The sequence below is a fragment of the Mycobacteroides saopaulense genome (assembly GCF_001456355.1).
GTDB lineage: Bacteria > Actinomycetota > Actinomycetes > Mycobacteriales > Mycobacteriaceae > Mycobacterium > Mycobacterium saopaulense.
This window is the reverse complement of the sequence record NZ_CP010271.1, coordinates 2,483,364-2,505,718: the sequence shown is the minus strand read 5'-3', so window position 1 is coordinate 2,505,718 and position 22,355 is coordinate 2,483,364. Positions and strand designations below refer to the sequence as shown.

The 22,355-nt window shown below is 65.6% G+C and carries 27 protein-coding genes; 16 read left to right on the top strand and 11 right to left on the bottom strand.

The features are described from left to right. Window positions 1–11 precede the first annotated feature (11 nt). Window positions 12–344, top strand: coding sequence for a hypothetical protein (locus tag MYCSP_RS12490; RefSeq protein WP_083013354.1), 333 nt, complete (start codon window positions 12–14; stop codon window positions 342–344). After that, window positions 326–1,291 carry an ATP-grasp domain-containing protein gene (locus tag MYCSP_RS12485; RefSeq protein WP_088413889.1) on the top strand — a complete coding sequence of 322 codons (966 nt, stop codon included), beginning with the start codon at window positions 326–328 and terminating at the stop codon, window positions 1,289–1,291. The genes MYCSP_RS12490 and MYCSP_RS12485 overlap by 19 nt, the downstream gene beginning before the upstream one ends. Here the strand turns inward: MYCSP_RS12485 and MYCSP_RS12480 are convergent. The 6 genes from MYCSP_RS12480 to mptB all read right to left on the bottom strand — a co-directional run bounded on the left by MYCSP_RS12480 (window position 1,244) and on the right by mptB (window position 6,922). Continuing rightward, complete coding sequence (locus tag MYCSP_RS12480) at window positions 1,244–2,230, bottom strand: COX15/CtaA family protein (RefSeq protein ID WP_088413888.1); 987 nt, start codon at window positions 2,228–2,230, stop codon at window positions 1,244–1,246. The two genes, MYCSP_RS12485 and MYCSP_RS12480, sit on opposite strands and share 48 nt — an antisense overlap. A 95-nt stretch (window positions 2,231–2,325) precedes the next feature. Next, window positions 2,326–2,769, bottom strand: coding sequence for a YybH family protein (locus tag MYCSP_RS12475; protein ID WP_083013183.1), 444 nt, complete (start codon window positions 2,767–2,769; stop codon window positions 2,326–2,328). Window positions 2,770–2,792: 23 nt separating this feature from the next. Beyond that, window positions 2,793–3,461 (bottom strand): DUF899 domain-containing protein, encoded by a 669-nt coding sequence (locus MYCSP_RS12470; protein ID WP_083013184.1) that lies wholly within the window; start codon window positions 3,459–3,461, stop codon window positions 2,793–2,795. A 38-nt stretch (window positions 3,462–3,499) separates the two neighbouring features. Beyond that, window positions 3,500–4,294 (bottom strand): ABC transporter permease, encoded by a 795-nt coding sequence (locus MYCSP_RS12465; protein ID WP_083013185.1) that lies wholly within the window; start codon window positions 4,292–4,294, stop codon window positions 3,500–3,502. Further along, window positions 4,291–5,190: an ABC transporter ATP-binding protein gene (locus tag MYCSP_RS12460; protein ID WP_083013186.1), complete on the bottom strand. Its 900-nt coding sequence runs from the start codon at window positions 5,188–5,190 to the stop codon at window positions 4,291–4,293. Before MYCSP_RS12460 ends, MYCSP_RS12465 begins: the two co-directional genes overlap by 4 nt. Then, window positions 5,132–6,922, bottom strand: a complete 1,791-nt coding sequence (mptB, locus tag MYCSP_RS12455; protein ID WP_088413887.1) for a polyprenol phosphomannose-dependent alpha 1,6 mannosyltransferase MptB — start codon at window positions 6,920–6,922, stop codon at window positions 5,132–5,134. Before mptB ends, MYCSP_RS12460 begins: the two co-directional genes overlap by 59 nt. A 182-nt stretch (window positions 6,923–7,104) precedes the next feature. On the opposite strand from mptB, the gene MYCSP_RS12450 reads away from it, so the two are divergent. From MYCSP_RS12450 to MYCSP_RS12420, 7 genes are all read left to right on the top strand, one after another. Continuing rightward, the gene (locus MYCSP_RS12450) at window positions 7,105–7,800 is read left to right on the top strand and encodes a helix-turn-helix transcriptional regulator (RefSeq protein ID WP_088413886.1); all 696 of its coding nucleotides are present in this window, start codon (window positions 7,105–7,107) and stop codon (window positions 7,798–7,800) included. A 61-nt stretch (window positions 7,801–7,861) separates the two neighbouring features. Next, window positions 7,862–9,289 (top strand): Fe-S cluster assembly protein SufB, encoded by a 1,428-nt coding sequence (sufB, locus tag MYCSP_RS12445; RefSeq protein ID WP_070910309.1) that lies wholly within the window; start codon window positions 7,862–7,864, stop codon window positions 9,287–9,289. Window positions 9,290–9,292: 3 nt separating this feature from the next. After that, window positions 9,293–10,453, top strand: a complete 1,161-nt coding sequence (sufD, locus tag MYCSP_RS12440; protein WP_088413885.1) for a Fe-S cluster assembly protein SufD — start codon at window positions 9,293–9,295, stop codon at window positions 10,451–10,453. A 17-nt stretch (window positions 10,454–10,470) separates the two neighbouring features. After that, window positions 10,471–11,238 carry a Fe-S cluster assembly ATPase SufC gene (sufC, locus tag MYCSP_RS12435; RefSeq protein WP_070910307.1) on the top strand — a complete coding sequence of 256 codons (768 nt, stop codon included), beginning with the start codon at window positions 10,471–10,473 and terminating at the stop codon, window positions 11,236–11,238. Then, window positions 11,239–12,522: a cysteine desulfurase gene (locus tag MYCSP_RS12430; protein WP_088413884.1), complete on the top strand. Its 1,284-nt coding sequence runs from the start codon at window positions 11,239–11,241 to the stop codon at window positions 12,520–12,522. Next, window positions 12,519–12,971, top strand: coding sequence for a Fe-S cluster assembly sulfur transfer protein SufU (gene sufU, locus MYCSP_RS12425; RefSeq protein ID WP_070910305.1), 453 nt, complete (start codon window positions 12,519–12,521; stop codon window positions 12,969–12,971). The genes MYCSP_RS12430 and sufU overlap by 4 nt, the downstream gene beginning before the upstream one ends. Further along, window positions 12,968–13,312 carry a metal-sulfur cluster assembly factor gene (locus MYCSP_RS12420; RefSeq protein WP_070910304.1) on the top strand — a complete coding sequence of 115 codons (345 nt, stop codon included), beginning with the start codon at window positions 12,968–12,970 and terminating at the stop codon, window positions 13,310–13,312. The genes sufU and MYCSP_RS12420 overlap by 4 nt, the downstream gene beginning before the upstream one ends. Here the strand turns inward: MYCSP_RS12420 and MYCSP_RS12415 are convergent. From MYCSP_RS12415 to MYCSP_RS12405, 3 genes are all read right to left on the bottom strand, one after another. Further along, window positions 13,309–14,085 (bottom strand): DUF5666 domain-containing protein, encoded by a 777-nt coding sequence (locus MYCSP_RS12415; RefSeq protein ID WP_088413883.1) that lies wholly within the window; start codon window positions 14,083–14,085, stop codon window positions 13,309–13,311. The two genes, MYCSP_RS12420 and MYCSP_RS12415, sit on opposite strands and share 4 nt — an antisense overlap. 106 nt (window positions 14,086–14,191) lie before the next feature. Then, on the bottom strand, window positions 14,192–14,686 hold the full coding sequence (locus MYCSP_RS12410; RefSeq protein WP_083013192.1) for a GNAT family N-acetyltransferase: 495 nt from the start codon (window positions 14,684–14,686) through the stop codon (window positions 14,192–14,194). A gap of 20 nt (window positions 14,687–14,706) precedes the next feature. Next, a complete protein-coding gene (locus MYCSP_RS12405; protein WP_083013193.1) occupies window positions 14,707–15,345 on the bottom strand; it encodes a DUF5666 domain-containing protein in 639 nt (212 codons plus the stop codon). A gap of 184 nt (window positions 15,346–15,529) precedes the next feature. On the opposite strand from MYCSP_RS12405, the gene MYCSP_RS12395 reads away from it, so the two are divergent. The 7 genes from MYCSP_RS12395 to MYCSP_RS12365 all read left to right on the top strand — a co-directional run bounded on the left by MYCSP_RS12395 (window position 15,530) and on the right by MYCSP_RS12365 (window position 21,246). Next, window positions 15,530–16,657, top strand: coding sequence for an NADH:flavin oxidoreductase (locus MYCSP_RS12395; protein ID WP_083013195.1), 1,128 nt, complete (start codon window positions 15,530–15,532; stop codon window positions 16,655–16,657). A gap of 43 nt (window positions 16,658–16,700) precedes the next feature. After that, window positions 16,701–17,054, top strand: a complete 354-nt coding sequence (trxA, locus tag MYCSP_RS12390) for a thioredoxin (protein WP_083013196.1) — start codon at window positions 16,701–16,703, stop codon at window positions 17,052–17,054. Window positions 17,055–17,120: 66 nt separating this feature from the next. Next, window positions 17,121–17,930: an enoyl-CoA hydratase gene (locus MYCSP_RS12385; RefSeq protein ID WP_070910299.1), complete on the top strand. Its 810-nt coding sequence runs from the start codon at window positions 17,121–17,123 to the stop codon at window positions 17,928–17,930. A gap of 29 nt (window positions 17,931–17,959) precedes the next feature. After that, window positions 17,960–19,588, top strand: a complete 1,629-nt coding sequence (locus MYCSP_RS12380; protein ID WP_070910298.1) for an ABC-F family ATP-binding cassette domain-containing protein — start codon at window positions 17,960–17,962, stop codon at window positions 19,586–19,588. 118 nt (window positions 19,589–19,706) lie between these two features. After that, entirely contained in the window at window positions 19,707–19,889 is a 183-nt protein-coding gene (locus tag MYCSP_RS12375) for a helix-turn-helix domain-containing protein (protein ID WP_070910297.1), read from the top strand. A gap of 64 nt (window positions 19,890–19,953) precedes the next feature. Next, complete coding sequence (locus MYCSP_RS12370) at window positions 19,954–20,598, top strand: AMIN-like domain-containing (lipo)protein (protein ID WP_083013198.1); 645 nt, start codon at window positions 19,954–19,956, stop codon at window positions 20,596–20,598. 36 nt (window positions 20,599–20,634) lie between these two features. Next, complete coding sequence (locus tag MYCSP_RS12365) at window positions 20,635–21,246, top strand: hypothetical protein (protein ID WP_088413882.1); 612 nt, start codon at window positions 20,635–20,637, stop codon at window positions 21,244–21,246. On the opposite strand, the gene MYCSP_RS12360 is transcribed toward MYCSP_RS12365, so the two are convergent. Then, window positions 21,243–21,773 (bottom strand): DinB family protein, encoded by a 531-nt coding sequence (locus tag MYCSP_RS12360; RefSeq protein WP_088413881.1) that lies wholly within the window; start codon window positions 21,771–21,773, stop codon window positions 21,243–21,245. The genes MYCSP_RS12365 and MYCSP_RS12360 overlap by 4 nt on opposite strands. Then, window positions 21,757–22,329, bottom strand: coding sequence for a TetR/AcrR family transcriptional regulator (locus MYCSP_RS12355; RefSeq protein WP_064633723.1), 573 nt, complete (start codon window positions 22,327–22,329; stop codon window positions 21,757–21,759). Before MYCSP_RS12355 ends, MYCSP_RS12360 begins: the two co-directional genes overlap by 17 nt. Window positions 22,330–22,355: the final 26 nt, after the last annotated feature.

Below are 22,355 nucleotides of genomic sequence, written 5' to 3'. Positions count from 1 at the left end.
ACGCTCTACATATGACCGACGAAGCCGAGCCTGCCGATCAGCAGCGGAAGGTGTCTGCCCCCTCCTCAGTGCACCGCGCGCTCACCGCATTCGTGAAGGCGCACCACATGCCGACCAAGGCCGTGTTGCAGACCGTCGGGCAGGCCGGAGTCCGGATCACCCTGATCGGCGCCGACGGGATCCTCGGTGATCAGGTGGTCGACGATCTGGCCACCGCGCAGGCCGCGGTGGCGGCCGTCGAAGGCATCGAGGTCGCGCCCGAGTGGGATCGGGAGCTGGTCAGCACTGCCAACCCGGCACCCGGGCACGCCAAGAAGATGGCCGGGTGGGTCGCCCGGACGTAAGGCTGGGACGGCCGGATATCTTCCATCCGCGCATCGTTCTGGCCGGTTGCCCGCAGCTTGTCGCCGGTGATGGCGACGACGCCGAACTTGTTGCCGCACTGCGTGCCCGTGATCTGCACGCCCGGTGGCTGTCCTGGGATGACCCGGAGGCCGCGCAGGCCGATCTGGTGATCCTGCGTGCCACCTGGGACTATCCGGAGCGTCTGGAGGAATTCCTGCAATGGGCGGGATCTGTTCGTAATGTGCTCAACCCACTCTCGGTGGTGCGCTGGAACACCGACAAGCGCTACCTGAATGACCTTGCTGCAGTTGGTATTCCGACGGTTCCCAGCACCTTCTTCGCACCCGATGAACCCATCGTCCTGCCCGACGGGGAACTCGTGATCAAGCCGGCAGTGGCCGGAGGATCCCGTGGCGCGGGCCGATTCACCTGCCCGGAGGCCGCGCGCGATCACGCGGAGGGGTTGCAGGACGAGGGCCGCACCGTGCTGATCCAGCCCTACGATCCCCGGGTCGACCACCACGGCGAGACGGCGCTGGTCTTCCTCAACGGCGAACCGTCGCACGCGTTTACCAAGGCTGCGCTACTGCCTCCGCCCGGCACCGCGGCCGAGGTCGACGAGTCCGGTCTTTTCCATGCCGAGCGGCTTGCGCCGGTGAAGCCGTCCTCGGCGCTGTGGAAGCTCGGTGCGGCCGCGCTGGCGGCCGCCGCGACGAAGTGCCGAGTTGCGATGACGGACCTGCTGTACGCCCGCGTCGACGTCATCGGTGGTGTGATCGACGACGACCCCCGCCTCTTGGAACTCGAGCTGGTCGAACCGTCCTTGGGCTGGCGCCAGCTGGATACCGAGGAGCGCGATCTGGCGCAACGAAAGTTCGTGATCGGTGTCGAGGACGCGTTAGAGCGCTTGGGCCTCGGCCCGTTGGGGCAACGCGGTCGCGGCTAGTTCCGGAGTGGTCAGCGCGGCCCACAGCGCCGCGGTGGCTGCGGTACAGGCGGCCGCGCCCGCGACATGGACCGCGACGAGCACTGCCGGTACGCCCGTGTAGAACTGCACGATTCCCACGAATCCCTGCGCCAGTGTGAGCCCCAGCAGCACGGTCAGACGCACCCAAACGCGCCGGGTTACGCCGATAGCGGCGAGTCCGAACCCCAGGCCAACCAGCAGTGCCAGATAGGCGACGAGCAGGGTGCCGTGCAGATGCACCAGCGTGGTGATCTCGACCTGAAGTCGGGGCACCACGCGGGTGATGCTCTTGTCGCCGGCATGTGGCCCGGCTCCGGTGACCAGGGTTCCGGCCACCAGGATCGCTGCCAACATCACACCGAGCAGAGCGGTCAACCGGCGTAGCGGCGCAGGGGGCGGTGGCACGGTGGGCAGGTCGGATGCGACGTCCGGCTCACCGACCTTGACGTACAGCAGCGTGGCCAGCCACACCATGCCCATCGAGACCAGCAGATGAATCGCGACAGTCCACCACAGCAGACCGGTCAGCACCGTGATGCCGCCGATCACCGCCTGCAGAACTGTCGAAGCAGGCATCAGCCAGGCGTAGACGAGGACCTCGCGGCGTCGGCGGGCACGGGTCACGGCGAGCACTGCCAGCGCCGCGGTGAGAACCACCAGGAAGCTGATCATCCGATTTCCGAACTCGACGGCCTGGTGGATGCGCGGCACTTCGGCGACGGCCACCGGGGTGAAGCTGCCCGGGAAGCACTGTGGCCAGGTGGGGCAGCCCAGACCCGAGGCGGTGACGCGCACGACGGCACCGGTGACGGCAATACCGCCCTGAGTGAGCACCACGGCCGCGGCGATGAGGCGCTGCGTTCGCAGGCTCGGCATAGGCAGTAGATCGACTACCCACAGGAACGCCCGATATAGCACCTGCTGAGTCTATGTCACCCCCCACTACGTCTTGTAGTAGTCGTTGGTCACCCGGCCGGCGATCTCGGTATCCAGGCGCCAGAGGCGAAACCCGGCTAGCCCAGTTTGGTGCTAATGCGTGGCAGCACGTAGTTCGAGTACGTGTACTTGCCGGTGATCTTGCCCCGATCATCGAAGTGGAAGACGTCGAGTCCTTCCCAGCCGAATCGCGGAAGTATCACGGCCCCAATGCGCGTGACCAAACCCAATAGTCTGCGCCCGGATCGGCGTGCCCGGATGTCATGACGGCATGTCCACCGGATGACGGCCTTGCGCGCCGACTGGTCGATCATCCGGTCATGTTCGTCGAATGTCATCGCGCCGTAGGCGCCGCCGAACTGTGGCTCGAATTCCCGGCGGATAGCACTCAGGCCCACATGTCGTGAGCCGTCACCTGGCAGGTACTCGGCGTCGTCGGCGAAGTGTTGCATGACTACGTCCAGGTCATTGGTGTTGAACGCTGCTACGAACCGATCCAAGGCCGCCTCGATATCCGTCACCCGGCGAGCGTACGAGACCCTGGCTAGTACTCGTCGTGTAAGCGCCACCACGCATAAGGCGGTGTCTGGGGCCAGCCCGCGGGTGAATCCTCCCAGGTCTCCTGTCGCCCAAAGGCGGTGATGTCCAGCAGCATGAAGTCCATGCGCATCTTGTCGCCGCCGCGGTCGGTGCTGAAGTAGGTCTGATAGACGTCCTCGCCGTCGCGGAGAAATGCGCTGATGCCGAATCCCGCTCCCGCGCCGCAATCCGCGGAGAAGGTGGTGCCGCGCGAGGACACGAACGGAAAGGACCATTGCATACGTTGCCGGAAGCCCGCGATTTGTGCGTACGGCATGTTGGACACCACCGCGAAGCTGGTGTCGCGAGCGTTCAGATGCTCGGGCCTGCCGACGTTGTCGCACACCGATGCGCATCCGGAGCAGTAGTCGTCTGGGCCGTTGTCCATGAATTGGTAGACGATCAGCTGGCCGCGCCCGGCGAACAGGTCGATCAGTGAACATTCGCCATCGGGGCCGACGAACCCGTACCCACCCGGCATCGCGACCATCGGCATCCGGCGTCTCCGCGCGGCCAGCGCATCGAGAGTTCGTGTCGCAGCCTTCTCGTGGACCAGCAGCTCGGCGCTGGCGGAACGCCATTGCTCGCGCGAGACGATACGTGGACGTGCGGTGGGAGAAATGGAATCGGGCATACCGATACAGACCCGGCCCGGGCCCGTATCTCATCGCCTCAGGTGAATTTGAACCAGCGCAGCGCGCCGTAGGCGGCGAGCACACCCCACACCGCAAGCACCGCGAGCGCAAACCAGTCCACGGACAGCGTCATCGCGGCCGCCAGCGCTTCCGAGAGTGCACCAGAGGGGGACAGGCGTGCCAGGAGCACCATGGCGCGGGGGATCGCATCGGTGGTGCGACCATCTTCCAGTGTCAACGCCCCCAGACCGGCGAAAATGAACCACAACAGATTCGCCAGGGCCAGCACGATTTCCGCGCGCAGGGTGCCGCCCAGCAACAGGCCCATCGCCGCGAACGTCGCAGTGCCCAGGGCAATGATCACCGCGCCGAGCAACAGCCCCACCGGATGCGGGCGCCAACCCAGTGCGCCACCGATCGCGCCGATGACGGCGGCCTGCAGTACCACCACGGTGACCACGGCCAGCGCCTTGCCTGCGATGATGCCCCATACCGGTAATGCGGTGGCGCCCAGGCGTTTCAGCGCGCCGTATCGGCGATCGAACCCGACCGCGATGGCCTGCCCGGTGAATGCGGTGGAAATGACGGCCAGCGCCATGATGGCGGGCACGAAGATGTCGGTCCGGGAACCGGGGAATTGGCCCAGTGGTAGCAGTGTCAGCCCGATGAGGAGGGTGATCGGAATGAACATGGTGAGCAGCAGCTGCTCACCGTTGCGCAGCAGCAGCTTGAGCTCCAGCCAGAACTGAGCAAAGAGCATGGTGTGCACGGCGCTGGGCCGTGGATCGGGAGTGAAGGTGCCCGGGACGAAGCGGGGTGTGGTGTCGGTCATCGCAATTCCCTGCCGGTCAGATCGAGGAACACGTCCTCAAGGCTGCGCTTTTCCACGCGTAGGTCGGTGGTCAGCACATCCATGCGTGCGCACCACGCGGTGACGGTGGCCAGCACCTGAGGGTCCACGACGCCCTCCACTCGATACTCGCCGGGAGTGGCCTCGGACACCGTGTATCCCTCGGGTAGCGCGGAGATGAGCAGGGTCAGATCCAGTCGCGGCGGCGCGGAGAAGCGCAATTGGTTCTCGGCACCGGATTGCATCAGCTCTGATGGTGTACCGGAGGCCACCACGGAACCGTGGTCGATGATCATCAGCTGGTCTGCCAGCTCCTCGGCTTCCTTCATGTGATGGGTGGTGAGCACCACGGCGACGCCGTCGCGCCGCAGGCAGTCGATCAGTTCCCACACCACCAGCCGGGCGTGAGCATCCATGCCGGCGGTCGGTTCGTCGAGGAAGACCAGCTCGGGTCGGCCCACCAAGGCGCACGCGAGCGCCAGGCGTTGCTGTTGGCCTCCGGATAACCGCCGGTACGGAGTGCGGGCGGCATCGGTCAGCCCCAGTGTGTCCAGAAGCCATTGCGGGTCAAGAGGATTGGCAGAGTACGAGGCGACGAGCCCCAGCATCTCACTGGCCCGGGCAGTGGGGTAGGCGCCGCCGCCCTGCAGCATCACGCCGATACGCGACCGCACTGCGGAGTTCTTGGCGACGGGGTCCATGCCGAGCACCTCGACGATGCCCTCGTCGGGATGCAGGAAGCCCTCACAGAGCTCGACGCTGGTGGTTTTCCCGGCACCGTTGGGCCCCAGCAGCGCGAAGACCTGCGCTTCGTGGACCTCAAGGTCGAGGTTGTGCAGTGCTGTTGTCGGCCCGTATCGCTTGGTCACCGACCGCATCCGCACCGGTGGTGCTGTCCTGGTCGATGGTTGCGTCACGGTCAGTCAGCGTAAGCGGCGGCTCTCGGTCGCCGTTAGGCAGCCGACGCCATGGCAGATAGTCATGCGTGATAGCGATGAGCAAGAGCGCGATGATGGCGCTTGCCACGGTCGCGTCGATGATCTGGAACAGCGCGAATCTGTCGCCGTTGGCGGTGGGCCCGAAGATGCCCACGAGCAGGGTGATCCCGATCGCGGTGCCGCGAAACGCGGGGCGGGTGGCCCACGCGGCCAGCGGGATGATCGCCCACAGCAGGTACCAGGGCTGCACCACCGGAAACAGCAGCACGGTGATGCCGAGGGCGACGCCGAGCCCACCGACGGGGTGCAGGCGTCCGCGCAGCACGGCGAGTAGTAGCCACGACACCGCGATCGCGATGATCCCGATACCGATGCCGCGGGTCAGCGAGAGGATGGCGGTGGTGTGGTCGCCCAGACCGAGCAAGATGCCGACCTGCCCGGTACCCAGGGCGACAAGGGTGGGTGGTGACATCCAGCTGCGTACGGCGTTGGCGGTACCGAGCGTGTAGATCCAGCCGAATCCGAGCCCGCTGGCCCATCCGATGAGGACCGTGCAGGCACCGGTCACCGTGCCCAGCAGCGCCCCGGACTGCACAAGGCCGCGAACTCCGCCGCCCCATCGGCGCGCCAGCGCCATTCCGACAAAGCCGAGAGCCAACAGGGACGGCAGCTTGACTTGCGATGATGCGGTGATCAGTACGGTGCCGGCCAGGAGATTGCCCAGCGGGGCCCAGGTGGCCCACTGCACGCGGGTGTGTGGCCAGTGCCTGACCCCGGCGAGCGAGCGCGTCGAGTCGACGCCCCGCATGGCCAGTTCGGTGCCGGTCAGCATGAGGCCCAACATGAGGGCCTCATTGTGGATTCCGGCGATGAGGTGCATCAACAGCAGGGGATTGGCGGCGCCGAGCCAGAGCGCGCTGACCTCGGCGACCCCGCAGCGCTGAGCCAGGCGGGGTGTGGCCCAGATGATCAGCAGCACACCGAGTAGTTCGACGAGTCGATGACACAATGCCCCCGCGACGATGTCGTCGCCGGTGAGTCGAGAGATGCCCTTGCCGATCCAGAGGAACAGCGGACCGTAGGGGGCGGGTGTTTCTCGCCACAGGCTGGGTACCGACAGCGTGAACACGTGATCGAGTCCCAGGGCCATGGCCGGGCCCTCCGTGTACGGATCTTTGCCCAGGCGCGCGATCTGGCTTTGCGCCAGATACGAGTACACGTCTTTGGAGTACATGGGCGGCGCGATGAGCAGCGGCAGGATCCACAGCAGCAGGGTGCGGTCTAGCTGACCGCGCGACATCCTGCGCACCGGACCTCTGGGCCCATCCGGACGCCCGTCCGGACCTTTGTTGCGCAGGCTGCCGATTGCGAAGCGGCCCAGCATCAGCCAGGCCAACGTCATCATCACGGCGCCGGTGGTGGTCATGGTCAGTGACACGGTCTGAATGCGCGACGGAAGATTGAGCAGCCTGACCCCGAAGATCGGATCCTGGATGACCGGGCGCGCGCCGGCGCCGAGCGCACCGATGGCCATCAGCGCGGTTCCGGTGGCGCCGAACAGCCGAGTCCGGTTCATGGCCGTGAGCTCACGCGCGTTCAGCGGGGCCGACGAGCGCTCGTCATCATGCAGATGGGAGAGCGATGAACTCAGCCACTGCCCACGTACCGACACGCCAGCAGCGTATCGGCCTGCCGGACTCGCTCCGTGGAACCGGGCGGACAGGGCCTGTCCTGTCGGGCATGGTGCCTGTCAACATAGGTAACCCTTGCTAGACGTGGCATTCCGAATTGCGTCACACTGGTGTTGTGAAATTCGGTCAGGCATCTCCCAGGGCGTCCGCCGCGGCGTCTGGGATGGCTGTGTCGCAGGTGCTGGACGCCGCGCCCGCCGTGTCTCACGATGGACAGACGCGTGCCGCCGTGGTGCGGCTACTGATGGAATCCGGGCCTATCACCGCAGGTGAGATCGGAGACCGCCTCGGCTTGTCCGCGGCCGGCGTACGTCGGCACCTGGACGCGCTCATCGACGCAGGTGACGCCGTCGCGAACCCAGCGGCCGCGTGGCAGCATCACGGCCGCGGCAGGCCGGCCAAGCGCTATCTACTGACCGCCGATGGGCGTGCCAAGCTCAATCACGCGTACGACGATCTGGCCTCCGCGGCGATGCGGCAGCTGCGCGAGATCGGCGGCGACGATGCCGTGCGCACCTTCGCGCGTCGTCGTATCGACGCGATTTTGGGTGATGTGGCGGCCGGGGCCCCCCATAACGATCCGGAGGCCACCGTTGAGCAGGTTGCGGCGGCGCTCACCAAGGCCGGCTACGCCGCGAGCACCCAGAAAGTGGGCGGTTCTCCCGGATCTCCGCAGGGTGTACAGATATGTCAGCATCACTGCCCGGTATCCCACGTAGCGGCCGAGTTCCCGGAATTGTGCGAGGCGGAACAGGAGGCCTTCGCCGAGGTGTTGGGAACACATGTACAGCGATTGGCCACGATCGCCAATGGTGACTGCGCCTGTACCACGCACATCCCGATAAACGTGTCCCACTGATCCGGCACCAGCCCGTGCCGGACACAACGAAAAAGACAGCTCAAGAGAACGGAGTGTCACGATGACCCTCGAACGTGAAGTGTTGACCCAGGACGAGACGATCGCGTCCCTGGGCAACTACGGCTACGGCTGGTCCGATTCCGACGTGGCAGGCGCCAGCGCACAGCGCGGGCTGTCCGAGGCGGTGGTGCGCGACATCTCCAGCAAGAAGAGCGAGCCCGAGTGGATGCTCGATGTTCGCCTCAAGGCGCTGCGGACCTTCGACAAGAAGCCCATGCCGAACTGGGGCTCGAACCTCGAGGGCATCGACTTCGACAACATCAAGTACTTCGTGCGGTCCAGCGAGAAGCAGGCCGCGTCCTGGGACGAACTGCCCGAGGACATCAAGAACACCTATGACCGCCTCGGCATCCCCGAGGCCGAGAAGCAGCGGCTGGTGGCGGGCGTCGCGGCGCAGTACGAATCGGAAGTCGTCTACCACTCGATCCGCGAAGACCTTGAGTCCCAAGGGGTTATCTTCCTGGACACCGACTCCGGTCTGCGCGAGCACCCGGAGATCTTCAAGGAGTACTTCGGCAGTGTCATCCCGGCCGGAGACAACAAATTCTCGGCGCTGAACACCGCGGTGTGGTCGGGTGGATCGTTCATCTATGTGCCGCCGGGCGTGCACGTGGACATTCCGCTGCAGGCTTACTTCCGCATCAACACCGAGAACATGGGTCAGTTCGAGCGGACGCTCATCATCGTCGACGAGGGCGCCTACGTGCACTACGTCGAAGGATGTACCGCACCGATCTACAAGTCCGACTCGCTGCACTCGGCCGTCGTCGAGATCATCGTCAAGGCCGGTGGTCGGTGCCGGTACACGACCATCCAGAACTGGTCGAACAACGTCTACAACCTGGTCACCAAGCGGGCCCGCGCCGAGGCCGGTGCCACCATGGAATGGGTCGACGGAAACATCGGCTCCAAGGTCACCATGAAGTACCCGGCCGTGTGGATGACCGGTGAGCACGCCAAGGGCGAGGTGTTGTCGGTGGCCTTCGCGGGCGAAGGGCAGCACCAGGACACCGGTGCCAAGATGCTGCACCTGGCACCGAACACGTCGAGCAACATCGTGTCCAAGTCGGTGGCTCGCGGCGGCGGCCGTGCCTCCTACCGAGGCCTGGTCCAGGTCAACAAGGGCGCCCACGGATCGCGTTCCACCGTGAAATGCGATGCGTTGCTGGTCGATACGGTCAGCCGCAGCGATACCTACCCGTATGTCGACATTCGCGAGGATGACGTCACCATGGGTCACGAGGCCACCGTGTCCAAGGTCAGTGATGACCAGCTGTTCTACCTGATGAGCCGCGGTCTGACCGAGGACGAGGCGATGGCCATGGTGGTGCGCGGCTTCGTCGAGCCGATCGCCAAGGAACTACCGATGGAATATGCGCTGGAGCTCAACCGGCTCATCGAGCTGCAAATGGAAGGCGCGGTGGGTTAGGGAATGACGCAGTTGACTCAAGCTGTCGAGGGCGCCAACAAGGGAGAGCTGTTCAGCTCCTACGACGTGGCCGCCTTCGAGGTGCCCGGCGGCCGCGACGAGCTGTGGCGATTCACCCCGCTGCGCCGGCTGCGCGGCCTGCACGACGGCACCGCCACCGCGACCGCGGAACCGACCGTGGATGTCGCCGCCGGTGAGGGCGTGATCGTGGAGACGGTCGACCGTGCCGACGAGCGCCTCGGACAGGGCGGCGTTCCCTCGGATCGGATTGCCGCGCAGGCCTACTCGTCGTTCTCTAAGGCCTCGGTGATCACCGTCGGCAAGCAGGCGGTGGTGGGCGATCCGGTCGCGATCACCGTCACCGGTCCCGGTGCGGGGCAGGTTGCCTACGGACACACCCAGGTTCGTGCCGGAGAGTTGTCCGAATCGGTGGTGGTCATCGACTACCGCGGCAGCGGAACCTACGCCGAGAACGTCGAATTCGTGGTAGACGACGCGGCTCGGCTGACCGTCGTCAGCATCGCCGACTGGGCCGACGACGCGGTGCATGTGACGGCGCACCATGCCAAGCTCGGCAAGGACGCGGTGCTGCGGCATATCGCGGTCACCCTGGGCGGAGACCTGGTAAGGCTGAGCGCGTCTCTCCGCTTTTGCGCGCAGGGTGGTGACGCCGAACTGCTCGGGCTGTACTACGCCGACGACGGCCAGTTCTTCGAGCACCGGCTGCTGGTCGACCACGCCCAACCCAACTGCCGTTCGCACGTCACGTACAAGGGTGCGCTGCAGGGCAATCCGGCCTCCGACAAGCCCGATGCGCACACCGTCTGGATCGGCGATGTGCTCATTCGCGCCGAGGCCACGGGCACCGACACCTTCGAGCTGAACCGCAACTTGATCCTCACCGACGGGGCTCGGGCCGATTCGGTGCCGAACCTGGAGATCGAGACCGGCGAGATCGCCGGGGCCGGGCACGCCAGTGCCACCGGACGATTCGACGATGAGCAACTGTTCTATCTGCGCTCACGCGGTATCGCCGAAGAGGATGCGCGCCGACTGGTGGTGCGCGGCTTCTTCCAGGACATCATCCAGCGGATCGGGATCGAGTCGGTGCGCGACCGACTCACCGAGGCCGTTGAACAAGAACTGCAAACGACCGATCATTAATTCATAAGGGAATTCGAATGACCACGCTAGAAATCAAGGATCTGCACGTCAGCATCTCGCCCAATGAGGGTGAATCCATCGAGATTCTCAAGGGCGTCAACCTGACGGTGAACTCGGGCGAGACCCATGCCGTGATGGGCCCCAACGGTTCCGGGAAGTCCACGCTGTCCTACGCCATCGCCGGGCACCCCAAGTACCAGGTGACTTCCGGGTCCATCACTCTCGATGGGCAAGATGTGCTGGAACTTTCTGTCGACGAACGGGCCCGGGCGGGTCTGTTCCTGGCCATGCAGTATCCCGTCGAGGTGCCGGGCGTCTCGATGTCCAACTTCCTGCGCACCGCCGCCACGGCCGTGCGCGGTGAGGCTCCGAAGCTGCGCCACTGGGTCAAGGAAGTCAAGGAAGCTATGGGGGAGTTGGAGATCGACTCCGCCTTCGCCGAGCGCAGCGTCAACGAAGGGTTCTCGGGCGGCGAGAAGAAGCGCCACGAGATCCTGCAATTGGGCCTGCTCAAGCCGAAGATCGCGATCCTGGACGAGACGGACTCCGGGCTGGACGTCGACGCCCTGCGCATCGTTTCCGAGGGTGTTAACCGCTACGCCGAGCGCGAGCACGGTGGTGTCCTGCTCATCACCCACTACACCCGGATCCTGCGCTACATCCAGCCGCAGTTCGTGCACGTCTTCGTCGGTGGCCGCATTGTCGAGTCGGGCGGCCCGGAACTGGCCGACGAGCTGGAGGAGAACGGCTACGAGCGCTTCACCCAAGCAGTCGCGGGAGCTTAGATGACCGCGACGGTTCCGCTGGACACCGTTCGGATCTCGCAGATCAGGGCGGACTTCCCGATCCTGAGCCGAACGGTGCGCGGCGGCAAACCGTTGGTCTACCTGGATTCCGGGGCCACCTCGCAGCGCCCGCTACCGGTGCTCGACGCCGAGCGGACCTTCCTGACCGAGCGCAACGCCGCGGTGCATCGCGGCGCTCACCAGCTCGCCGAGGAAGCCACCGATGCCTACGAGGGCGCGCGCAACGCGATCGCCCGCTTCGTAGGAGTCGACGACGGCGAGATTGTCTTCACCAAGAACGCCACCGAATCACTGAACCTGGTGGCCTACGCCCTCGGTGACAGCCGGTTCGACCGCGCGGTGGGTCCGGGCGACGAGGTGATCATCACCGAGCTGGAACACCACGCGAATCTGGTGCCGTGGCAGGAGCTGTGCCGTCGCACCGGCGCAACCCTGCGCTGGTTCGGGGTGACCGATGACGGTCGCATCGATCTTGACTCCCTCGAGCTCACCGAGGCCGTGAAAGTGGTGGCCTTCACGCACCAATCCAATGTGACGGGCGCGGTGGCACCGGTGGCCGAGTTGGTGCGTCGCGCGAAAGCGGTTGGTGCTCTGGTGGTTCTGGATGCCTGCCAGTCGGTGCCGCATATGCCGGTGAACTTCCGCGAGCTGGGCGTCGACTATGCGGCGTTCTCCGGGCACAAGATGCTTGGGCCCTCCGGCGTCGGTGTGCTGTACGGGCGGGGTGAACTGCTGGAGGCCATGGCGCCGTTCATCACCGGCGGTTCCATGATCGAGACCGTCACCATGGAGGTCAGCACCTACGCGCCGCCCCCGCAGCGATTCGAGGCGGGTGTCCCGATGACCTCGCAGGTGGTGGGCCTCGGCGCGGCGGTGGACTACCTCAACGCGGTGGGCATGGAAGCCATTGCCGCGCACGAGCATCAGCTGGTCTCGGCCGCACTCGCCGGCCTCGGCGGCATCGACGGAGTTCGTATCATCGGTCCGGCCGAGAACATCGACCGTGGGGGCGCGGTCTCGTTCGTCGTGGATGGCATTCACGCGCATGACCTGGGTCAGGTGCTCGATGACGAGGGTGTCGCGATACGGGTCGGGCATCACTGCGCCTGGCCACTGCACCGCCGATTCGGCATCGCGGCCAGCGCCCGTGCCTCTTTCGCGGTGTACAACACTCTTGACGAGGTCGACCGGCTGGTCGCCGGTGTTCGTCGCGCGCAGGAGTTCTTCCTGGGCGGGCGCAGCGACGGGGGATCGTCCTTGTGAGGCTCGAGCAGATGTACCAGGAAGTCATCCTGGATCACTACAAGCATCCGCATCATCGCGGGCTGCGGGAGCCGTTCGCGACCGAAGTGCACCACGTGAATCCGACGTGCGGCGATGAGGTGACACTGCGAGTTGCCCTGGAAGACAACAAAATCGCTGACGTCTCCTATGACGGGCAGGGCTGCTCGATCAGCCAGGCCGCGACCTCGGTGCTGACGGATCTGGTGATCGGACTGACGGTGGACGAGGCGCTCAAGACGGTGGCCTCGTTCAACGAGATGATCTCTTCTCGCGGCACGATCGATGGCGACGAGGACGTCATCGGCGACGGCATCGCCTTCGCGGGGGTTTCGCGGTACCCGGCCCGCGTGAAGTGTGCGCTTCTAGGATGGATGGCGTTCAAGGATGCGTTGGTACAGGCAATAGAACATCAAGAGGTGACGCGATGACCGAGGTATCAGAGGAAGTAAAGCTTCTCGAGGATGTCGAGGAGGCGATGCGTGATGTCGTCGACCCAGAGCTGGGTATCAACGTCGTCGATCTGGGCCTCGTCTACGGGCTCAATGTCGAGGAGGGCGACAGTGGCAAGGTCGCCGTCATCGACATGACGCTCACCTCGGCGGCCTGCCCGCTTACCGATGTCATCGAGGATCAGTCACGCAACGCCCTCGTCGGCGCGGGACTGGTCAAGGAGATCAAGATCAACTGGGTCTGGGTGCCGCCGTGGGGCCCGGACAAGATCACCGACGACGGTCGGGAACAGCTCCGGGCCCTCGGCTTCACCGTCTAGCGTTCCTGGTGGCCTTCATGGCCGCCCGGGCCTTCGCATGAGCCATCTTTGGCGGCTCGCAGCGTGATCGTTGCGGCCTGCAGGTTCCCCGATGCGTCGTCGGAGCCGTGTGCGGCGAGGCACTTGCCCGCGCTGATGGCGTTCTGTTGGGCCGGACCACGCTTGGCATAGCTGGTGTCGTTCGACACGGTCACGGCGGTCTGCGTGGCAGCCCCGTTGTTCGGATCGGTGTCGCTCACCGTGATCGTGTTCCCGTTGACCGAGGCGACCGTCCCACGCACGGCTTGATGTTCGGGACGCTTACCGGATGGTGAGGCAGGGGAAGTCGATTCCTGCTGTTCCTTTGCCTGTGCTCTGGTGCAGCTGCCGTCCGTGGCCGGCCAGATCATCACGCGCCGGGCCGCCAACGGATTTGAGTCCTGCTGCGTCATCGCGGCGATACAGCTCCCGGTCGTCACATCCGACAATTGCGCGGCGGTGATCTCGGAGATCTTTGTCGATTGGCTGAAGCCGACCGTTGCGCTGCCGTCCTTCTTCGTCACCTGAATGGTGTTGCCCGACACGGAGGCGATAAGCCCCGCGACGTGGGCCTTTTCGTTGTGCTCGCCCTGGTGCGCCGCCGACGTGGCGGCCGGCGCCGACGAGTTTGTGCCGGCGTTGTTCGTGTTGTTCTGTGAGCCGCACGCGGCCACGGACAGTGCCGTCAGCCCGGCAAGTGCGAGCAGTGCACCGCGGGCGAATCGAGGTTGGCCGAGTATCTGATTTGGGGACATCGGTGTTCTCCATGGTCGACGAATGGGACACCTCAGCGTGCGCGCGTTGGCTGAGGTTGCACTCCGGCATTTGTACGAAGTTGCTGTGTGTTGCGCGAACAACTGCTCATACGATCCGGCGCACGAAGCAGACGCGGTCTTCTCCGGGGCCGTCATAGTCGGAATGCACCGGTAGACCATTGATCTCTTTGTCTCCGGGCTGAACGGTGAAACCCAGTGCCCCGTGATAGGCGATCGATCCATCATTGTTCGGCGAGGTGATCGCCTTGACTACGGTGCGACCGGCCGTTCGCGCCTGGGTGAAGAACACGTCGTACAGACGTCTGGCGATGCCCTGGCCTCGTAGGCGCGGATCGACGCCGACGAAATGTATGTACGCCTGGTCGTTGTGGTCGGCCGAATGAAATCCGACGAGGAAGGCGGCGAGCTCGTCATTTTCCTCGACGATCCAACTGGTTGACGCGAAGTGCTGCAGGAACAGAGGCGGCACCAGCATGGCAAGTTCACGTGCTTGATCGGGGGTTCTCGAGCCCGACCACCACTGGGGAATAGCTTCTTTGATTGCGCCGTGATCAGACGGCCGCGCATGCCGAACTTCCATCGCCGTTCACGGTAACTCGCCTAGGGCTTGGGAGGTCCGCACTGTCCGTCGGTGGCTGGACCGAGATCGATTGTGGTGGCTTGCAGTACCCCGTCGGCATTCTTGGTGCCGTGCGCGTCCGCGCATTTACCGGCGGTGATCGCCGTGGCCTCGGTGGGTTGCCGTTTGTCGTACTTGGTGTCCGCGGTCGTCAGTACGTCGGTTTGAATCTCCGAGGCCCCGCTGGGGTCGGTGTTGGCCACGACTATGACGCTGCCGTTGACCGAGGCCACCGCACCATGAACGTTCGGACCGCCGAAGGGAGCCGGCCCATCCGGCGGCCCCGGCATGCCGGGGCCAGGTGGTGGACCGGAAGGCCCGCCGGGCGGCATCGCGCCGGCGGGAGGTGTGTCGGCTGCGCATTTGTTGTCCTCGGCGGCACTGATCAGCACACGCTGTGCGGTCACCTGGTCCGTGGCCTCCGCGCCGGGTGTCGCGAGCACACTCACGCAGCTGCCCACGACCACATCGGAGAGCTCGGCGGGCTGAACCTCGGTGAGCTTCGTCATCGTGTTGAAGTCGATATCGGCGCTGCCTACGGGGGTGGTTACCTCTACGGTGTGGCCCGATACCGACGAGATCACCCCACCGGCGTGATCCTGGCCACCCGCGTGCCGCATGGCCGTCGTCGACGCCGGGCCCGGTGACGACTCGACGGTCGGGTTCTGCGACCCGCCGCACGCCACGGCAGATAGCGCGATGACACCGACGACCACCTGCAGCACGGGCCTGGGCCAGAGGTTTGGTGACATGGTTGACCACGTTATCCGGAATGGATACGGCGACGGCGTAGTTTGACACCTCGTGACCGACGTGAGACCAGACGTAGCACCCCTCTTCGAGCCGTTCACCGTCAAATCGCTGACGGCCCCCAACCGGTTCGCGATGGCGCCGATGACGCGATCGGCCTCGCCCGGCGGGGTGCCCGGTGAGGATGTGGCCGCGTACTACCGGCGACGCGCGGCCGGGGGTGTGGGGCTGATCATCACCGAAGGCGTCTTCATCCCACACGATGCCGCCGGTGGGCAGTCCAATGTGCCGCGGTTGATCGGCGATGACTCGCTGGCCGGATGGTTGGCGGTCACCGAGGCCGTGCACGCGGAGGGATCGGCGATCGCCGCGCAGCTGTGGCATCAGGGCGTCGAGCGTGGCGTCGATCCGGAGTTCAACCCCGACGTGGAATCGGTCAGCCCGTCGGGCCTGGCGGGCGACGCGTCCCCGCGCGGGCGTGCACTGCAGACCGACGAGCTCGGGCCGCTGGCCGAGCAGTACGGCACAGCCGCGCGCAACGCTCGGGATGCGGGGTTCGATGCGGTCGAGTTACACGGCGCCCACGGCTATCTGCTCGATCAGTTCCTCTGGGAGCGCACCAATGTGCGGGCGGACGGGTATGGCGGTTCGGTGGCGGATCGAGTGCGCTTCCCGGTCGAGGTGGTGCGCGCGGTCCGTGCCGCCGTCGGACCGGATTTTCCTATCCTGTACCGGTTTTCGCAGTGGAAGCAGGCGGATTATGCGGCCACGCTGGCCGACAGCCCAGCCGAGTTGGAACGTCTGCTGGCGCCTCTGGTCGAGGCAGGCGTGGATGTGTTCCATCCGTCCACGCGTCGGCACTATGTGCCCGCATTCCCGGACCTGGACGGCGCCGACGGACAGCTGAGCCTGTCCGGCTGGACCAAGCGTGTCACGGGGCTTCCGGCCATCGCGGTCGGTTCGGTGGGCCTGCAGACCGAGTTCAAGCCCACCGAGGTCCGGGATATCGAGCCTGCATCGGTGGAGGCGGTGCTGCGGCAGTTCGCCGACAACGAGTTCGATGTCATCGCCGTCGGTCGTGCCCTGCTGTCGGACCCCGAATGGGTGAACAAGCTGCGGGACGGTCGGCAGGACGAGTTCGTCGGATTCAACATCGGTAAGGCCCTGGCCGCGCTCTACTGAGCACGGACGGAACATCGCGCACCCCGGCGACGTTGAGGAAGACATGGCAACACGTGACATCACCGCTGACGCATTCAATGACCTGATCCACGACAACGACATCGTGCTGGTCGACTTCTGGGCGTCGTGGTGTGGGCCGTGCCGCCAGTTCGGCCCCGTCTTCGAGGCATCCTCCGAGGAAAACCCGGATGTTGTCCACGCCAAGGTGGACACCGAGGCGGAACAGGCACTGGCATCCGCGGCGAACATCCGCTCGATCCCCACGCTGATGGCGTTCAAGAAGGGGCAGCTGGTGTTCAACCAGGCCGGCGCGCTGCCTCCTGCCTCTCTGGCCGACCTGGTGCAGCAGGTGCGTGACCTCGACGTCGAGGCGGCGCTGCGCGAACAAGAGGCGTAACGCTCGACGAGCGGGATCGCTCCTCAAGGATTTGGTGCATCCCGACCCTGTCGGTTATATGGACGCATGAGTTTCGTCCTGGTGGAGCGTCCGCGTCCGGAAATTGCCCTGGTCACCCTGAACCGGCCCGAGCGGATGAACGCCATGGCGTTCGATGTGATGCTGCCCTTCAAGCAGATGCTGGTCGATATCAGCCACGACAATGACGTGCGCGCGGTGGTCATCACCGGGGCGGGCAAGGGTTTTTGTTCGGGTGCCGACCAGAAGTCGGCCGGACCCATCCCGCACATCCAGGGACTGACTCAGCCGACTATCGCGCTGCGGTCGATGGAGTTGCTCGACGAGGTCATCCTCACCCTGCGTCGGATGCACCAGCCGGTGATCGCGGCCGTCAACGGGGCGGCCATCGGTGGTGGGTTGTGCCTGGCGCTGGCCTGCGATGTTCGGGTGGCCTCCGACGCCGCGTACTTCCGGGCCGCCGGCATCAACAACGGTTTGACGGCCAGTGAGCTGGGACTGAGCTATCTGCTGCCGCGCGCCATCGGCACGTCGCGTGCCTCCGATATCATGCTGACCGGCCGTGACGTCGATGCGGACGAGGCCGAGCGCATCGGTTTGGTATCCCGCAAGGTGTCCTCCGAGACGCTGCTGGAAGAGTGTTACGCGATCGGGGAACGCATTGCCGGGTTCTCCCGTCCAGGGATCGAGTTGACCAAGCGCACCATCTGGAGTGGGCTGGACGCCGCTAGCCTGGAAAGTCACATGCACCAAGAGGGTCTGGGCCAGCTATACGTCCGGCTGCTCACCGACAACTTCGAAGAAGCTACCGCCGCCCGCAAGGAACAGCGCACAGCGACCTTCCGAGACAAGCGCTGACCGCGCACGCAGCATTCAAGGAGTAAGTAGTGATTACCGCGACGGACCTCGAGGTCCGCGCCGGAGCCCGCACGCTCGTCTACGCGCCGGGCCCCGCATTGCGCATCCAGCCCGGCGACCGCATCGGGCTGGTGGGGCGCAACGGAGCCGGCAAGACGACCTCGATGCGAATTCTCGCCGGCGAGGGTGAGCCGTACGCCGGGTCGGTGTCACGGATCGGTGAAATCGGTTATCTGCCACAGGATCCCAAGGAAGGAAACCTGGATCTGCTGGCGCGCGATCGGGTGTTGTCGGCGCGGGGCCTGGACACCATCATCAGCGAATTGGAGAAGCAGCAGACGCTGATGGCGGAGCTGGTCGACGACGGTCAGCGCGACAAGGCGGTTCGACGCTACGGCCAACTGGAGGAGCGCTTCTCCTCGTTGGGCGGGTATGTCGCGGAGAGCGAGGCGGCGCGCATCTGTTCGAGTCTCGGATTGCCGGAGCGGGTGCTCACCCAGCCGCTGCGCACGTTGTCGGGCGGTCAGCGGCGACGGGTGGAGCTGGCGCGGATTCTGTTCGGTGCCGCGGAAGGCGGAGCGGGGTCGAACATGACGCTGCTGCTCGACGAGCCGACCAACCACCTTGATGCGGACTCGATCGGGTGGTTGCGTGGCTTCCTGCAGAATCACGACGGCGGGCTGGTGGTGATCAGCCACAACGTCGAGTTGCTTGCCGACGTCGTGAACAAGGTGTGGTTCCTGGACGCGGTACGCGGTGAGGTCGACGTCTACAACATGGGTTGGCAGAAGTATCTGGACGCGCGCTCGCTGGACGAGCAGCGCCGCCGCCGGGAACGGGCCAATGCGGAGAAGAAGGCCTCGGCGCTGCGCACCCAGGCGGCCAAGATGGGCGCGAAGGCCACCAAAGCCGTTGCCGCACAAAATATGTTGCGGCGCGCGGAGAAGATGCTGTCTGGGCTCGACGAGGAGCGGGTGGCCGACAAGGTGGCCCGCATCAAGTTCCCGACGCCCGCGGCGTGCGGCCGGGTGCCGTTGGTGGCCAGGGGTTTGACCAAGAATTACGGATCGCTGGAGATATTCACCGGGGTTGACCTGGCCATCGACCGCGGATCTCGGGTCGTGGTGCTGGGGCTCAACGGTGCGGGCAAGACGACGCTGCTGCGGCTGCTGGCCGGCGCGGAGACTGCGGACGCCGGCGAACTGGAACCGGGTCATGGACTCAAGCTCGGGTACTTCGCGCAGGAGCACGACACCCTGGACAACGAGGCGACGGTATGGGAGAACATCCGCCACGCCGCTCCGGACACGGGGGAGCAGGAGCTGCGGGGAATCTTGGGCGCATTCATGTTCAGCGGCGCCCAGCTGGAACAGCCGGCGGGCACACTGTCCGGCGGTGAGAAGACCCGACTGGCGCTGGCTGGGCTGGTGGCCTCGACCGCGAATGTGTTGCTACTCGACGAGCCCACCAACAACCTGGACCCGGCCTCGCGTGAACAGGTTTTAGACGCGTTGCGCAGTTACCTCGGTGCGGTCGTGCTTGTGACCCACGACCCGGGTGCTGCGGAGGCGTTGGATCCGCAACGCGTCGTGTTGTTGCCGGATGGTACCGAAGACTACTGGTCGGACGAGTATCGGGACCTCATCGAACTGGCCTGATCTTTTTCTTTCCACCCCCTTCGCGTCTCGTTCACATGCGTGATCACATTTGCGCTATGGTGCAACCGGGTCGAGTCGCCCACCGGGGCAGCGGGATGGAGTCGGGAGAGAGGTCGCGATGGCCAAAACACGCGACGAGGAGCGTGCCGAGCTGAAGGCGGCATACGAGAAGGGCGCGAGCATTCGCGCGCTGGCCGCCGAGGCCGGTCGATCGTATGGCTTTGTGCATCGCGCTCTCGTGGAGTCAGGCGCCACCCTGCGCGGGCGCGGAGGTCCGAATCGGCGGGGTCGCAAGGCCTAGCTCACGTCCGACACGCAGTGTGCCCGTTGAGCTTTCGGGCGACAATTGTTGCTACCGTAGTGCGATGCGACGACAACGTGGTATCCGGAGCTTCAGCGTGCTGGCGCTCGCGACGATGACGGCATCCGGTTGTGCCGGGCCGGTGCGCCAGTCGGGCGACGCGGTATCTCCGGTGGCCACGACCACGGCATTGCCGCAAACCTCGGCACCCGCTCCGGAGACCTTCCGCGTCACGGCCTGCGAGACGCTCAGCGGGGGCGGGGGCAAGAATGTGGCCACCCTGCTGCGGGATGTCCGCGTGGGCAAGCAGGGCGACTTCGACAGGGTCACCTTCGAATTCGGGCCGGATCCGAAGGCAGACCCCAAGAACAAGGTCTCGCTGGACCAGTTGGTGGTGCCCAAGTACTCGGTGGACAGCCCGGCGAGCGTCTCCGCCGGCCCCAAGGGCGACTCCGTTGTCGTCGCCGGTACCGCGCTGCTCGGTGTGCTGTTCGACGGTGCGGCCGCGCATGAGGCCGACAAGCCGGTCCGCTCGTATCCGGGGCCGAGTGAGATCAAGCCCAAGGACTTTCCGGTCCTGGCCGAGGCCAAGCAGGGAGAGGACTTCGAAGGCAAGGTGCGGTGGGCGTTGGGTCTGAACAAGCAGCGCTGCCCGCAGGTGAGCACCCTGACCAATCCGCCACGCCTGGTGGTGGATCTGCCGCACTAAGGCGCTTGTGACGGGGCACCATCGCCCGGCTCGGCATTGGCCACTGGGGACAATCCCCGGCCGAATGCCAGCGGTGCGGTGGCGGACGCCGTACATTCGCTAACCATGTATCGATACCTGGTACCGCTTGTACTAGTAGTGGGCTCGATCCTGCCTGCCCCGCAGGCGGCGGCCGCCCCGGCGTGCCCCACGCTGACCGACGGCGGCGCCGAGAACTACGCCACCATCCTGCATGACGTGCGCATCGAAACCCTCGATGACCTCGACAGGGTCACTTTCGCCTTCGGGGCGGACAGGCTCGCTCCGCCGGTGGGGCCGGTCACTTACTGGCAGGCGCCACCGTTCTCGGTCACGCCGGTCGACGGGGGATACGCGGTGGCATTCCGCGGCGCGGCGGCACACAACACCGTGCTCGGCACCTCCGGGCACCCGGAGAACAGTCAGGTGAAATCGTTCCCGCAGCCCGACAACCTCGGCGCGCCTCCCGGCACGACGGTGGTGCGATCGGCCCGCCTGCTGCAGGACCCCGACATCTTCAGGGACAAGAACGGTGTGATGGCCTGGAAGGTCGCCGCGCAGGGGGCCAAGTGTCCGGTGGTCTACGTCGCCGACACGCCCGCACGGGCCGTGATCGACTTCCCGCACTAGTCCGCAGGCAGCCGGGAAACATCGTGCAGGTGGTGCACCGGGTCGTGCACGAAATACAGCCCCAGCGTCTCGACCGTGAAAACCGAGCCGTTACTTCGCCTTCCGCGGCGATATAGCGAGTTGCGTGGGACGTCGGCGAAGGCAGCGGCGACGGCCTCGCCCGCCGCGGCAAGTTCGGCAGCCACCGTCGCGGGGTCTTGCTCGCCGTAGCGATCTGCTACGGCGGTCTTGTCCTGGTCCCAGTTCTCGAACAGCGGATCGTCTTCGGACAGCATGAGCTGCAGCCGGGTCAGGAAGATCCGGAACACGTCGCGGACATGCGCGCCGTACTCCAGCGGTGACCAGGTCTGCTCGTCGGGACGCGAGCGCACCCCGGCGCGGACTAGCACCGGCTGCCAAGCTGCCACGTTTTCCCGAACGATCTGCGGTATCTGATCGAATGACGTTGCGGCGGGATCAAATCCGCATTCGCCGCATCGCCTCTCCAAGACCCAGGTCCAGTCCTTGGTATCAGGCGTGATCGGCACGGCGCACCGAGTCTTCCACGAGATCCAGCACGCGGCTGAGGCTTTCCGTCGACTCGCCCGCGGCCAGGCGGGCGACCAGGCCGTCGAGCACCAAATCCAGATATCCGAGAATCACCTCGCTGGGCACGTCCTCGCGCAAGCGACCCGCCTTCTTCTGGCGCTGCAGCCGGGCCAGGGTGGCGGTGTTGAGTTCTTCGGAACGTTGATTCCAGCCCCGCCGGAACTCGGGGTCATTGCGCAGCTTGCGGGCGATCTCGAGACGGGTTGCCAGCCAATCGAATTGATTCGGATCGGCCAGCATGTCCCGCATCACCTGCACCAGACCCTCGCGGCTGGCGACGTTCGCCATCCGTTCGGCGTCTTCGCGCGCCAGCGCGAAGAACAGCGTGTCCTTGTCGCGGAAATGGTGGAATATCGCTCCCCGTGACATGCCGATGGTGTGTTCGAGGCGGCGCACGGTAGCGCCGTCGTACCCATATTCGGCAAAACAGCGCCGCGCGCCATCGAGAATCTGGCGGCGACGAGCCGCGAGGTGATCCTCGCTAACGCGCGGCACTGTGTTGGCCTCTAGTCCTGGGCGCG